The organism is Streptomyces sp. 1-11, from assembly GCF_007176755.1.
In the GTDB taxonomy this organism is placed as follows: domain Bacteria; phylum Actinomycetota; class Actinomycetes; order Streptomycetales; family Streptomycetaceae; genus Streptomyces.
Map to the genome: position 1 here is coordinate 118,652 of NZ_BJTV01000006.1, position 12,526 is coordinate 131,177.

General features: G+C 72.4%; 14 protein-coding genes. 10 read left to right on the plus strand and 4 right to left on the minus strand.

Features of this window, described 5'->3' with window-relative positions:
- The first annotated feature begins 13 nt into the window (after positions 1-13).
- On the plus strand, positions 14-766 hold the full coding sequence (locus TNCT1_RS14745) for a potassium channel family protein (protein ID WP_143631893.1): 753 nt from the start codon (positions 14-16) through the stop codon (positions 764-766).
- Positions 767-1,061: 295 nt separating this feature from the next.
- On the opposite strand, the gene TNCT1_RS14750 is transcribed toward TNCT1_RS14745, so the two are convergent.
- Both TNCT1_RS14750 and TNCT1_RS14755 read right to left on the minus strand, forming a co-directional pair.
- Positions 1,062-1,370, minus strand: a complete 309-nt coding sequence (locus TNCT1_RS14750) for a small hydrophobic protein (protein ID WP_174266320.1) — start codon at positions 1,368-1,370, stop codon at positions 1,062-1,064.
- 237 nt (positions 1,371-1,607) lie between these two features.
- On the minus strand, positions 1,608-3,227 hold the full coding sequence (locus tag TNCT1_RS14755; protein WP_143631896.1) for an MFS transporter: 1,620 nt from the start codon (positions 3,225-3,227) through the stop codon (positions 1,608-1,610).
- Positions 3,228-3,340: 113 nt separating this feature from the next.
- Here TNCT1_RS14755 and TNCT1_RS14760 point away from each other — a divergent pair, with 113 nt between their 5' ends.
- From TNCT1_RS14760 to TNCT1_RS14770, 3 genes are all read left to right on the plus strand, one after another.
- On the plus strand, positions 3,341-3,967 hold the full coding sequence (locus TNCT1_RS14760; protein ID WP_143631899.1) for a TetR family transcriptional regulator: 627 nt from the start codon (positions 3,341-3,343) through the stop codon (positions 3,965-3,967).
- A gap of 90 nt (positions 3,968-4,057) precedes the next feature.
- Positions 4,058-5,275 (plus strand): alpha/beta hydrolase, encoded by a 1,218-nt coding sequence (locus TNCT1_RS14765; RefSeq protein WP_143631902.1) that lies wholly within the window; start codon positions 4,058-4,060, stop codon positions 5,273-5,275.
- A gap of 66 nt (positions 5,276-5,341) precedes the next feature.
- Positions 5,342-6,196 (plus strand): DUF4429 domain-containing protein, encoded by an 855-nt coding sequence (locus tag TNCT1_RS14770; protein ID WP_143631905.1) that lies wholly within the window; start codon positions 5,342-5,344, stop codon positions 6,194-6,196.
- Positions 6,197-6,244: 48 nt separating this feature from the next.
- Here TNCT1_RS14770 and TNCT1_RS14775 read toward each other — a convergent pair whose 3' ends face one another.
- Positions 6,245-6,700 carry a MerR family transcriptional regulator gene (locus tag TNCT1_RS14775; RefSeq protein WP_143631908.1) on the minus strand — a complete coding sequence of 152 codons (456 nt, stop codon included), beginning with the start codon at positions 6,698-6,700 and terminating at the stop codon, positions 6,245-6,247.
- A 110-nt stretch (positions 6,701-6,810) separates the two neighbouring features.
- Here TNCT1_RS14775 and TNCT1_RS14780 point away from each other — a divergent pair, with 110 nt between their 5' ends.
- Positions 6,811-7,281, plus strand: coding sequence for a GNAT family N-acetyltransferase (locus TNCT1_RS14780; RefSeq protein WP_143631910.1), 471 nt, complete (start codon positions 6,811-6,813; stop codon positions 7,279-7,281).
- 18 nt (positions 7,282-7,299) lie between these two features.
- Positions 7,300-8,121: a serine hydrolase gene (locus tag TNCT1_RS14785; RefSeq protein WP_143631913.1), complete on the plus strand. Its 822-nt coding sequence runs from the start codon at positions 7,300-7,302 to the stop codon at positions 8,119-8,121.
- 21 nt (positions 8,122-8,142) lie between these two features.
- On the opposite strand, the gene TNCT1_RS14790 is transcribed toward TNCT1_RS14785, so the two are convergent.
- Positions 8,143-8,796, minus strand: a complete 654-nt coding sequence (locus tag TNCT1_RS14790) for a pirin family protein (protein WP_143632527.1) — start codon at positions 8,794-8,796, stop codon at positions 8,143-8,145.
- Between the two features lie 75 nt (positions 8,797-8,871).
- Between TNCT1_RS14790 and TNCT1_RS14795 the strand changes: the two genes are divergently transcribed.
- From TNCT1_RS14795 to TNCT1_RS14810, 4 genes are all read left to right on the plus strand, one after another.
- Entirely contained in the window at positions 8,872-10,077 is a 1,206-nt protein-coding gene (locus TNCT1_RS14795; protein WP_143631916.1) for a CdaR family transcriptional regulator, read from the plus strand.
- An 89-nt stretch (positions 10,078-10,166) separates the two neighbouring features.
- Entirely contained in the window at positions 10,167-11,114 is a 948-nt protein-coding gene (locus TNCT1_RS14800) for an ACP S-malonyltransferase (protein WP_143631919.1), read from the plus strand.
- 17 nt (positions 11,115-11,131) lie between these two features.
- Complete coding sequence (locus TNCT1_RS14805; RefSeq protein ID WP_143631922.1) at positions 11,132-12,163, plus strand: ketoacyl-ACP synthase III; 1,032 nt, start codon at positions 11,132-11,134, stop codon at positions 12,161-12,163.
- An 80-nt stretch (positions 12,164-12,243) separates the two neighbouring features.
- Positions 12,244-12,492, plus strand: a complete 249-nt coding sequence (locus tag TNCT1_RS14810) for an acyl carrier protein (RefSeq protein ID WP_018545314.1) — start codon at positions 12,244-12,246, stop codon at positions 12,490-12,492.
- Positions 12,493-12,526: the final 34 nt, after the last annotated feature.

The window sequence follows — 12,526 nt, forward strand, 5'->3', positions numbered from 1 at the left end:
CTACGATGCGGGCATGGAGACGAACGCGGCGCAGGCGGCGCAGGCGCGGTGGGAGCGGCTCACGCAACGGCCGTTGCTGGCGCTGGCCGTGGCCTTCGCCGTCGCGTACGCCGTGCCCATCGTGGACGGTTCGGCGGGGCACTCGCTGACCGCCCTGTGCACGGGGGTGGAGTGGGTGGTGTGGGGCGCCTTCGCCGTGGACTACCTGATGCGGCTGGGGCTCGCGCCCCGGCGCGGGGAGTTCGTGCGGCGGCACTGGCCCGATCTGTTCGCGGTGGTGCTGCCGGTGCTGCAGCCGCTCCGGCTGCTGCGGATGGTCTCCACGCTGCTGCTGGTGGGGCGGCGGGCGCGGATGGCTCCGCAGATCCGGCTGACGACGTATGTCGTGGGCTCGGTGGTCGGGCTGCTGATGTTCGGGTCGCTCGCGGTGCTGTCGGTGGAGCGGGAGTCGCCGGACGGGAACATCCGGACGCTGGGTGACGCCGTCTGGTGGTCCTTCACGACGATGACGACGGTGGGGTACGGGGACCACGCGCCGACCACCGGGCTGGGGCGGATGATCGCGGTCGGGCTGATGCTGTCCGGGATCGCGTTGCTGGGTGTCGTGACGGCGAACATCGCGGCGTGGTTCATCTCGCGGTTCGAGAAGGACGACGTGGAGGAGCGGCGGCAGACGGAGGCGATCGCCGCACTGACGGAGGAGGTCCGGCTGCTCCGGGCGGAGGTGGCCCGGTTGGCCGGGGAGCGGGAGGGGGAGCGGCGGTGAGGGGGCTCCGCCGGGGGCGGTGTAGCTGTCCGGCTGGGGTTCGTCGCGTCGGCTCGGGTGTTGCTGCGCTGAACTCAGGCCGGACTGACACGGCGTCCGGTGTTGCTGCCGGCCCAGGCGTTTCGCTTGCCCACGCTTGCGGGGTGCCGCTGCGCCCACCCGTGCCGCCCTTAGCGGCACGCATGCCCGCAGCTACGCGGGCCCCGGTGCCCGCGGCGGCGGTGCTTTTGGGTGTGGGAGAGCCCGCAGTCCGGGGCCTGGGGGCGCGAGGGCTGCGGGCTCGGGGTGGGGCGGGTCAGAGGAGGCCGTGGCCCCAAGTGGCCGCGCCTGCCAGGGCTATGAGGGACAGCAGGGTGTCGATCGCGCCCAGGACGAGGGCGACCACGGCCGGGATGTTGCGGTCGGTGGACCACTTGCGGCCCATGGACTGCCAGCCGCAGAACATCGCCACCGGGCCGAGGATGATGCCCAGCGCGAAGAATCCGGCGACCGCGCAGACCGTACCGATGATCCCGAGCGTCGCACGGTCCGGCCCGGTCCGCTGCCACGAACGGCCGCGTGACCGGGGGTACCCGCGCGTTCCGTGCCCGAAGCCTGCCATCATCAACTCCTCGGTGCTCATGGACAGTTCGGCCTCACGGAGCGGGTACCCCGGTTTCCGGCGGGCAGACCTGCGCGCGCTGCCCCCCTCCAGCAGCGCGCGCCGCGGCCCGGCGGCCCCCCGCATGCCCTGCGGAGGACCTGACCCACTGTGACCTGCGGCGCGCGCCAGGAGCGAGGGATCTTGAGCGGAGTCACCCTGATGGGCGAACTCCGCCCCGATCAGGCATGGAAGCCGGGATCAGATGTGTCCGACGCCCGCGCCGGCCTCCGCGTTCGCGCCCCGCTTGGTGAGCAGCGCGACGAGGACCGCGAACGCAGCCACGCCGGCCGCGACGAGGGAGGCGAGGCTCATGCCGGAGATGAACGTGTCGTGCGCGACCGAGGTGATCTTCGCGACGAGCTGCTCCGGCATGCCCTTGGCCACCGGGGCCACGCCCACCTGCACCGCCTCGGACGCCTGGTCGAGCTGCTCCGGGGTCAGCTTCGGCAGCCCCGCGCCGGCCCAGTTGCCGGGCAGGTCGCTGTCCACCTTGGAGGCCATGACCGCGCCCAGCACCGCCGTGCCGAGGCTGCCGCCGATCTGCATGGCCGCCTGCTGCAGGCCGCCCGCCACACCGGACAGCTCCATCGGGGCGTTGCCCACGATCACCTCGGTGGCGCCGACCATGACCGGCGCCAGGCCGAAGCCCAGCAGGGCGAACCAGATCGACATGACACCGCTGCTGGTGTCGGCCTCGAGCGTCGACATGCCGTACATGGCCACCGCGGTGGCCGCCATGCCGCCGGCCAGCGGGATGCGCGGGCCGAGCTTGGTGATCGCGGCGCCCGCGAGCGGGGATCCGACGATCATCATGCCGGTGAGCGGAAGCAGGTGCAGACCCGCGTCGATGGGGCTCATGCCGTGGACGTTCTGGAGGTAGAACGTCACGAAGAACAGGCCGCCCATGAAGGCGATCGCCATCAGGACCATCAGGACGACACCCGCGGACAGCGGGACCGAGCGGAACATGCCCAGCGGGATCAGCGGCTCGGCGACCCGCGTCTCCCAGACCGCGAACAGGACGAAGAGCAGCGCCGAGGCGCCGATGAAGCCCCAGGTCTTGACGTCGCCCCAGCCCCAGGTCGGGGCCTTGATGAGCGCCCACACCAGGCAGAACATCGCGCCGGAGAGCAGGGCGATGCCCGGCAGGTCGAAGGAGCGCGGGGCGTTCTTCGCGCGGTGGTCCAGCAGGATCAGCAGGCCCAGCAGCAGGGCGAGGGCGCCGACCGGCACGTTGATGAAGAACACCGACTGCCAGTTGACGTGCTCGACCAGGACGCCGCCGAGGATCGGGCCGCCCGCGGTGGAGGCGCCGATGACCATGCCCCAGATGCCGATCGCCATGTTCAGCTTCTCGGCCGGGAAGGTGGCCCGCAGCAGGCCCAGCGCGGCCGGCATCAGCAGCGCGCCGAACAGGCCCTGCAGGACCCGGAAGGTGACGACGGCGGCGATGCTGTTCGACAGGCCGATGGCGCCCGAGGCGGCGGCGAAGCCGGTCACGCCGATCAGGAAGGTCTGGCGGTGGCCGAAGCGGTCACCGAGCTTGCCCGCGGTGATCAGGCAGACCGCGAGGGCGAGGAAGTAGCCGTTGGTGATCCACTGGACGTCGGCGAAGCTCGCGCCGAGGTCCTTCTGGATGGCCGGGTTGGCGATGGCCACGATGGTGCCGTCGAGGGCCACCATCATGACCCCTACGGCGACGGTGATGAGGGTGAGCCACGGGTGGCCGCGCAGCCCCGCGGCCGGGGTCGGCTCCGACGGGTCGGCCGATGCCCGGTCCCCCGGTCCCGTCGTGTCGATGGTGGTCTGACTAGTCATACCTTCGAGGCTAGTGTCAGTCGCTGACAGTTGACAAACCAATTCACAAGTCGGTTACTGACACGACACCAGCGCATAGCCTGAGCTGGAGGGACGTTCACCGGGAGAGACCAATGGAGACGCTGCGGGACCGCAAGAAGCGGCGCACTCGGGAGGCGCTGCTGCGGGCCGCTCTCGAACTGTTCACCACGCAGGGCTACGAGCACACCACCGTCGACGAGATCGCCGAGGCCGTCGACGTCTCGCAGCGCACCTTCTTCCGTTACTTCGCCGGCAAGGAGGAGGTGGCCTTCGCCGTCCAGAAGATGACGGAGGCCCTCTTCGTGGCGGCCGTCCGGGCCAGGCCGGCGCACGAGGCGCCGATGGAGGCGCTGCGGCAGGCGGTCCTGGAGGGCTGGGACGCGATACGCGAGACGGTCGATTCGGCCGTTCCGGTGGAGCTGTACCTGCGCATGTACCGGACCATAGAGTCGACGCCCGCGCTGCTCGCCGCGCATCTGCGGCGGTCCGTCGCCACCGAGGAGACGATCGCGCGGCTGCTCGCCGAACGGGAGGGCGTCGACGTGGACACCGACCCGCGGCCGCGGCTGGCCGTGGCCGTCTTCGGCGGGGTGATGAGGGTCACCGAACGGCAGTGGTGCACCGGTGACGACTTCAGTCTCGAGGCGGTCCGGCGTCTGACGGTGTCGTACCTGGACCAGCTGGGTTCGGCGCTCACCGGCAACTGGCGGGCGGGCTGAGGACGTTCCGGACCGTTCGATCTCATCGAAACGTGATACCGGTCACTCGGTTACCCCGAGACCCTCTCGTTCTCCTAGTGTGTCCTCCCAGTGACTTCCTTCGACACCTCCCCGCAGCTCAACGTCTGGCGCGCCATGCTCGCCCTGGCCGTGGTGTTCGTGATGCTCGCGACCACCGGCTGGACCGCGATGCGCACCCACCGGGAGCCGACCGCGTTGCAGCACTCGCTCGACAAGTGGGAGCACGGCACGCTGCGCGGCCTGCGTCTGCCGGACCCGGAGGCGGCCCCCGCACGGCTCACCCGGTTCTTCGCCTCGCTCACCCCGCACGAGCGCGACCGGCTGGCCCTCCGCTATCCCCTGGCGGTCGGCAACATGAACGGCGCCCCCGTCAAGCTGCGTTACCGCGCCAACCGCATCGCGCTGGGCCAGGCGCGTGAGGTCGAGGGGCGGCGCATGCACGACAGCCGGATCAGCAGGGCCGGACAGCAGGACGCGGGCCAGCGGATGGAGCGTTACACGGCGCTGATGCGGCCGGGCCGGCACATCCTCGCCTTCGACCCCGCGGGCTCGGGCCGGGTCGCGGAGGTGTTCGGCAGCCTCAGCAGGGCCGACCGCGTCTCCGTCGTCGTGCCCGGTGTCGACACCGACCTGCTCACCTTCCAGCGGACGTACCGCAGGTACAGCGCCCCGGTCGGCATGGCCGAGGCGCTGTACGCCGCCGAGCGGGCGGAGCGGCCCTCGACCCGCACGGCCGTGATCGCCTGGGCCGACTACACCGCGCCGGCCGGACTCGGCGTGGACGCGGCCACCGGACTGCGCGCCGAGGAGGGCGCCGTCCGTCTGAACGCGCTGCTGCGCGGTCTCCCCGGCAGGGCGCCGGTGTCGATGTTCTGCCACAGCTACGGCTCGGTGGTCTGCGGGGTCGCCGCGCACGGCATGCCGGGCCGGGTGACCGACCTGGCGGTGGCCGCGAGCCCCGGGATGCGCGCGGCCAGCGCCTCCCGCCTGGGCACCTCGGCCCGGGTGTGGGCGATGCGGGACGCCAGCGACTGGGTGCAGGACGTGCCGTACCTGGAACTCGGCGGGCTGGGCCACGGGGCCGACCCGGTGTCCTCCGCGTTCGGCGCGCGGGTCCTGTCGGCCCGCGACGCGAAGGGCCACAGCGGCTACTTCCAGCCGGGCACGGACAGTCTGCGCAACCTCGCGCACGTCGGCGTCGGCGCGTACGACGCGGTGACGTGCGCACGCGAAGACGATGCCTGCCGGACGGGTCTGCCCCGCACGACGACGGCCGGACGCGCGTAGAAACAGCAGGAAGTGCGGTCTGCGCGGGTGGCGACGGAGGAGCACGTGCCGCATACGATGAGCCGCATGGGTGACGTACTGGCGGGTTTTCATGCCGTCTGGGAGTTCGAGTCCGACTCCGTGCTCATCCGCTACGAACGGGGGATTCGGACACCCAAGCTGTTCCAGGCGCTGGGCGAGCGGCGCGTTCCGCTGGCCGCGGTCGAGGAGGTGACCCTCACTCCCGGCAAGCGCGGCTCGGTGGCACTGCGGCTGCGGCCGCGCCCCGGCGCCGACCCGCTGATGGACGCGGCGGCCGGGCAGCTGCGCGAGGGCTCCGACCCCTACCGGCTGGTGCTGCCGGCCGAGCGGGCGACCCTCGCCGAGTACTACGCCGACGAGCTGAGACCGCTGCTGGCCGGGTCCGGGCCGGAGCCCCCCGAGCGCTACCTGGTGGCCGCCCCGCAGGCCCCGCTGCAGTTCAAGGCGTACGACGCGAAGGCGGTCTTCGACGGGACCCGGGTGCACTTCCGCTGGTCGTGGACCGGGGCGTCCTCGGCCAAGTGGAAAGCCGGGGACCAGAGTTGGGCGGTCACCGAGCTCAGCGCGGTGGAGTGGCGCTCGCCGGAGGCCTTCGAGGGGCATCTGCGCCTGGTACCCCGCGACGGCGGTTCCACCCCTCCCGCACAGCCCGACCAGGACCCGGCGGCCGTCGTCTTCGGCCTCGGCTACGGGCCGGTGCACGAGTCCCTGCCGTTCGCCGCCGCCGTCCTCGCGGCGCTGCGGAGCCGGGGGCCGGTGCCGGTGGCGCCGGTGCCGGCCCGGCGGGACCCGGCCGACATCGCCGAGCGCATCCGGCATCTCGGCGAACTGCACCAGGCGGGCCTGGTCACAGACGAGGAGTTCTCCTCCAAGAAGGCCGAATTACTGGCCGAGCTGTAGCGGCGCCGCTCACCGGCCGGGTTGTGGCGGCGCCGTGCGGCCGGCGGGTCAGCGCTCCGTGGCGTAGAAGCTGATCTTCCGGTCCAGCACCGCCAGGGTGTCGTGCAGTTCCGCGATCCGGGCCACCACGTCCCGGCGGGTCGACTCCAGCAGTTCCTGGCGCTCGGCGTAGGTGCTCTCGCCCTCGCGCACCAGTTCCGCGTACCGGACCATGTCGGCCACCGGCATGCCGGTCAGCCGGAGCTTGTTCACGAACTCCAGCCAGTCCAGGTCGCGGTTGCTGTAGCGGCGCTGACCGGTGTGCGAGCGGTCGACGTGCGGCATCAGGCCGATCCGCTCGTACCAGCGCAGCGTGTGCGCGGTCAGACCGGTGAAGGCGACGACCTCGCTGATCGTGTAGCGGTCCTCGCCCTCGGGGCGGGGGTGGCGCCGGGGCGGGGCGGCGCAGATGTCGGCTGGGGTTGCTCGCCGGGCGGCCGCTGGCGTGGTCTGCATCACCGTCATGCCTCCCACGCTATGGCCTTGGAGTGCACTCCAGGCAAGCGGCTCCGGTGAGAAAGGGGTGGGGGATAACGGCGCGACGGGCCGGGGGTGCGGCGGCTAGCGTGCGCGGCATGACTCTCGTACGCCGGGCCCGGCCCGAGGACGCCGCGGAAGTGCTGCGGCTGCGCCAGGTCATGATCGACTCGATGGCCCGCGCCGACCGGTCCACCGACTGGCACGCCGAGTCCCTGCCCGCCCTGCGGGCGAGGCTCGGGGAGCCGGAGGGCGACTTCGCGGCCTTCGTCGTGGACCACCCCGAGCGGCCGGGGGCGCTGGCCGCGCTGGTGGCGGGCACGCTCGACTACCGGATCGGACGGGCGGGCGACCCGCTCGGCACGGTCGGGTACGTCTTCAGCGTCGCCACCGACCCGGACGCCCGCAGACGCGGGTACGCGCGCGCGTGCATGGACACGCTGCTCGGCTGGTTCCGCGAGCGCGGCGCCGGCCGGGTGCAGCTCACCACGTCCGCCGAGGGCGCGCCGCTGTACGCCTCGCTCGGCTTCCGGCCCAAGCCCGACCCGTTGCTGGAGCTGTGGCTCTGAGCGCATAGGCTCGACCTCATGTCGTTGAAGAGCCTGGCGTCGATCGAGAACTGGCCGGTCCCCACCGCCGCGGCGGGCGTGGTGCGCGCGGACGGCACGGTCGTGGGCACCCACGGCCCGGCCGGACAGCGCTTCGCCCTCGCCTCGGTCACCAAGCCGCTGGCGGCCTACGCCGTGCTCGTGGCCTACGAGGAGGGCGCGGTCGAGCTGGACGAGCCGGCCGGTCCGCCCGGCGCCACGGTCCGCCATCTTCTCGCCCACACCTCCGGGCTGGCCTTCGACGAGCACCGGGTGATGGCCCCGCCCGGAGAGCGACGGCTGTACTCCAACGCGGGGTTCGAGCAGCTCGGCGACCACGTGGCCAAGGCGACCGACATCCCGTTCGCCGAGTACCTGCGGCAGGCGGTGCTGGAGCCGCTGGGGATGACGTCGACCTCGCTGGCGGGGTCGCCGGCCAAGGACGGGGTGTCCACGGTGGAGGACCTGCTGCGGTTCGCGGCCGAGGTGCAGGCGCCGCGGCTGCTGGACCCGCGCACGGTGGCCGCCGCGATGAGCGTGCAGTACCCGGGGGTGAAGGGCGTCCTGCCCGGCTACGGGCACCAGAACCCCAACGACTGGGGGCTGGGGTTCGAGATCCGGGACTCCAAGTCGCCGCACTGGACGGGGTCTTCGTCGTCGCCGCGGACGTTCGGGCACTTCGGTCAGTCCGGCACGTTCCTGTGGATCGACCCGGACGCGGAGGCGGCCGGAGTGGCGCTGACGGACCGGGCGTTCGGGCCCTGGGCGGTCGAGGCGTGGCCGGCGTTCACCGACGCGGTGCTGGCGGAGCTGCGGGGCTGAGGCCCGCCGGGGCGCCCGCGGCTACGGCCCCATCTCCCACAGCAGCAGTTCCGACGGCGTGACGCCCACCGCCTCCAGGGACCGCGCGTCCGTGACGCGGGCCGAGTCGCCCGGGCCCAGGGTCTCCTCCGCCAGCGTGATCCCGCCCCGGACCACGTGGACGTACACGTGGTCCGCGTCCGGCACCGCCGTCCGCTCCCCCGCCGCCAGGCGGCGGACGTGGAGCATCGCACCGGCGGCCGGGAGGGCGTACGGGGTGGAGTCGGCGATGCCGCGGACGGTCTCGTAGGACGGGTCGCCGCCCGGCTCCAGCGGGGCCAGCCACATCTGCACGAAGGTCAGCGGGGTGTCCGCCTCGTTGCGTTCCACGTGCCGGACGCCGGCGCCCGCGGACAGGTGCTGGACGTCGCCGGGGCGCACCTTCGTCGCGTGGCCCGTGGAGTCGCGGTGGGTCAGCTCCCCCTCGACCACCCAGGTGACGATCTCGGTGTGGCTGTGCGGGTGTTCGCCGAAGCCGGCACCGGGGGCGAGCCGCTCCTCGTTGCAGGCGATCACCGCGCCGAAGCGCAGGTTGCCGGGGTCGTAGTGCGGGCCGAAGGAGAAGGCGTGGCGGGACGCGATCCCCGCCTCCGGGTCCCCTCCGCGGTAGCGCTCGCCGGCGCGCCGTACGTCCATCACGGGCACCACCGTAGACCGCGCACGGCACCCCGCCGACGCATGGTCCCGTCCCGATAAGGCAGTCTTGTCCCCGTGCCCGAACCCGAAACCCGCAGCGGCGGACCCGCAGCGCACGCCGTCCACCCGCACTCCGCGACCCTGAAGCGGCTGGAGAGGTCCTCCGGGAGCCTCGCCGCGCAGGCCATCGCGCGCATGGACGAGACCCTGCCGTGGTACCGGGCCATGCCGCCGGAGAACCGTTCCTGGATCGGGCTGGTGGCACAGGCGGGCATCGCCGCGTTCACCGAGTGGTTCCGGCACCCCGACGCCCCGCAGGCCATCTCCACTGACGTCTTCGGGACGGCGCCCCGCGAGCTGACCCGGGCCATCACGCTGCGGCAGACCGTGGAGATGGTGCGGACCACCATCGAGGTGATGGAGTCCGCCATCGACGAGGTGGCCGCCCCCGGGGACGAGAACGTGCTGCGCGAGGCCCTGCTCGTGTACGCCCGGGAGATCGCCTTCGCCACCGCCCAGGTCTACGCCCAGGCCGCCGAGGCACGCGGTGCCTGGGACGCGCGGCTGGAGTCGCTGGTGGTCAACGCCGTGCTCAGCGGGGAGGCCGACGAGGGCGCCGTCAGCCGGGCCGCCGCGCTCGGCTGGAACTCGCCGGACGACGTGTGCGTCGTGCTCGGCACCGCGCCCGACGGGGACAGCGAGCTGACCGTCGAGGCCATCCGGCGCGCCGCGCGCCACGCCAAGCTGCAGGTGCTCACGGGGGTGCTCGGGGACCGCCTCGTGGTGATCGCCGGGGGCAGCCCCAATCCGCTAGCCGTAGCCAAGTCGCTGATCGGACCGTACGCCGCCGGGCCGGTGGTCGCCGGGCCGGTCGTGCCCGACCTGCTGGCCGCCACCCGGTCCGCGCAGGCCGCCGCGGCGGGGCTCAAGGCGTGTTTCGCCTGGCAGGACGCGCCGCGGCCGGTGCTGGCGGACGATCTGCTGCCGGAGCGCGCCATCGCCGGTGATCCGGGCGCGCGCGAGCAGTTGGTGGAGGAGATCTACAGACCGCTGGAGGAGGCGGGGTCGGCACTCCTGGAAACCCTGAGTGTCTACCTGGAGCAGGCGAGCAGCCTGGAGGGCGCGGCCAGGATGCTGTTCGTTCACCCGAACACCGTGCGCTACCGGCTCCGACGTGTGACAGACGTCACCGGATGGTCGCCCTCGGATGTACGATCCGCGTTCACGCTGCGGATCGCGCTGATCCTGGGGCGTCTGGCCGACGGTGAACCCCAGGCCTAGGGTTTTGTGGGGGGCCCACAAAACCCCTACGTGTTCTTCGTCCCTGTCCCCACGGGCGGCTTCGGCCGTCCCCAAGAGAGAGTGTGAGAGTGCTCGTACTCGTCGCTCCCGGCCAGGGCGCCCAGACGCCCGGCTTCCTGACCCCCTGGCTCGAACTCCCCGGTGCCGCGGACCGCGTCGCCGCGTGGTCGGACGCCATCGGCCTTGACCTGGTCCACTACGGCACCCAGGCCGACGCGGACGCCATCCGCGACACCGCGGTGGCCCAGCCGCTGCTGGTCGCCGCCGGGATCCTGTCCGCCATGGCACTGGGTGACATGGCGGAGATCGCGCCCGGCGCCGTCGCCGGCCACAGCGTCGGCGAGATCACCGCCGCCGCCTTCGCGGGCGTCCTGGACGAGACCGCCGCGCTGGGCCTGGTCCGCCGCCGGGGACTCGCGATGGCGGACGCCGCCGCGATCACCGAGACCGGCATGTCGGCGCTGCTCGGCGGCGACCCGGAGACCTCCGTCGCGCACCTGGAGAAGCTGGGCCTGACCCCGGCCAACATCAACGGCGCGGGCCAGATCGTCGCCGCCGGCACGCTGGAGCAGCTCGCCGCGCTGGCCGAGGACAAGCCCGAGGGCGTCCGCAAGGTCGTCCCGCTGAAGGTGGCCGGCGCCTTCCACACGCGCCACATGGCCCCGGCCGTCGAGGCGCTGGCCGAGGCCGCCGCCCGCCTGGCGCCCGCCGACCCCAAGCTCGCCTACGTCTCCAACAAGGACGGCCGCACGGTCGCCTCCGGCGCCGAGGTGCTGGAGCGGCTGGTCGGCCAGGTGGCCAACCCGGTGCGCTGGGACCTGTGCATGGAGACGTTCAAGGAGCTGGGCGTCACCGCGCTCGTCGAGGTGTGCCCCGGCGGCACGCTGACCGGTCTGGCCAAGCGCGCGCTGCCCGGTGTGCGCACGCTCGCCCTGAAGACCCCCGACGACCTCGACGCGGCCCGCACGCTCATCGCCGAGACTGCGACACCTGCCGCTGACGCGGCGAGCGCCTGACAAGGAGCCCAAGACCCATGTCGAAGATCAAGCCCAGCAAGGGCGCCCCGTACGCGCGCATCATCGGCGTCGGCGGCTACCGGCCGACCCGTGTGGTGCCCAACGAGGTGATCCTGGAGACGATCGACTCGTCCGACGAGTGGATCCGTTCGCGCTCCGGCATCGAGACCCGGCACTGGGCGGGCCCCGAGGAGACGGTCGCCGCGATGTCCGTCGAGGCGGCCGGCAAGGCGATCGCCGACGCGGGCATCGACGCCGAGCAGATCGGCGCCGTGGTCGTCTCGACCGTCTCGCACTTCAGCCAGACCCCGGCCGTCGCCACCGAGATCGCCGACAAGCTGGGCACCAACAAGGCCGCCGCCTTCGACATCTCGGCCGGCTGCGCGGGCTTCGGCTACGGCCTGACCCTCGCCAAGGGCATGGTGGTGGAAGGTTCCGCCGAGTACGTGCTCGTCCTCGGCGTGGAGCGGCTCAGCGACCTCACCGACCTGGAGGACCGGGCCACGGCCTTCCTGTTCGGCGACGGCGCCGGCGCGGTCGTCGTCGGCCCCTCGCAGGAGCCGGCCATCGGCCCCACGGTGTGGGGTTCCGAGGGCGACAAGGCCGGCACCATCAAGCAGACGGTCCCCTGGGACCGTTTCCGGGCCGGCGACCTCGCCGAGCTGCCCCTCGACAGGGAGGGCAACGTCAAGTTCCCTGCGATCACGCAGGAGGGCCAGGCGGTGTTCCGCTGGGCCGTGTTCGAGATGGCGAAGGTCGCCCAGCAGGCGCTGGACGCGGCCGGGATCAGCCCGGACGACCTGGACGTCTTCATCCCGCACCAGGCCAACGTGCGGATCATCGACTCGATGGTGAAGACGCTGAAGCTGCCGGAGCACGTCACGGTCGCCCGTGACATCCGCACCACCGGCAACACCTCGGCCGCCTCGATCCCGCTCGCGATGGAGCGGCTCCTGGCGACCGGGGAGGCGAAGAGCGGCGACACCGCGCTCGTCATCGGATTCGGGGCGGGTCTCGTCTACGCCGCCACGGTCGTTACCCTCCCCTAGGCACTCCGTGCCGGATCATGCTTCCGGTTCGGTGCAAACTGCCACAAACTGTCTGGAATATCGAAGAAGGAGCGCCTGACATGGCCGCCACTCAGGAAGAGATCGTCGCCGGTCTCGCCGAGATCGTGAACGAGATCGCCGGGATCCCCACCGAGGACGTCCAGCTGGACAAGTCCTTCACCGACGACCTGGACGTCGACTCGCTGTCCATGGTCGAGGTCGTCGTCGCCGCCGAGGAGCGCTTCGACGTGAAGATCCCGGACGAGGACGTCAAGAACCTCAAGACCGTCGGTGACGCCACCGACTACATCCTCAAGCACCAGGCCTGAGTCACCCCTTAGGCCGTCAGGCTGCTAGGCCCCG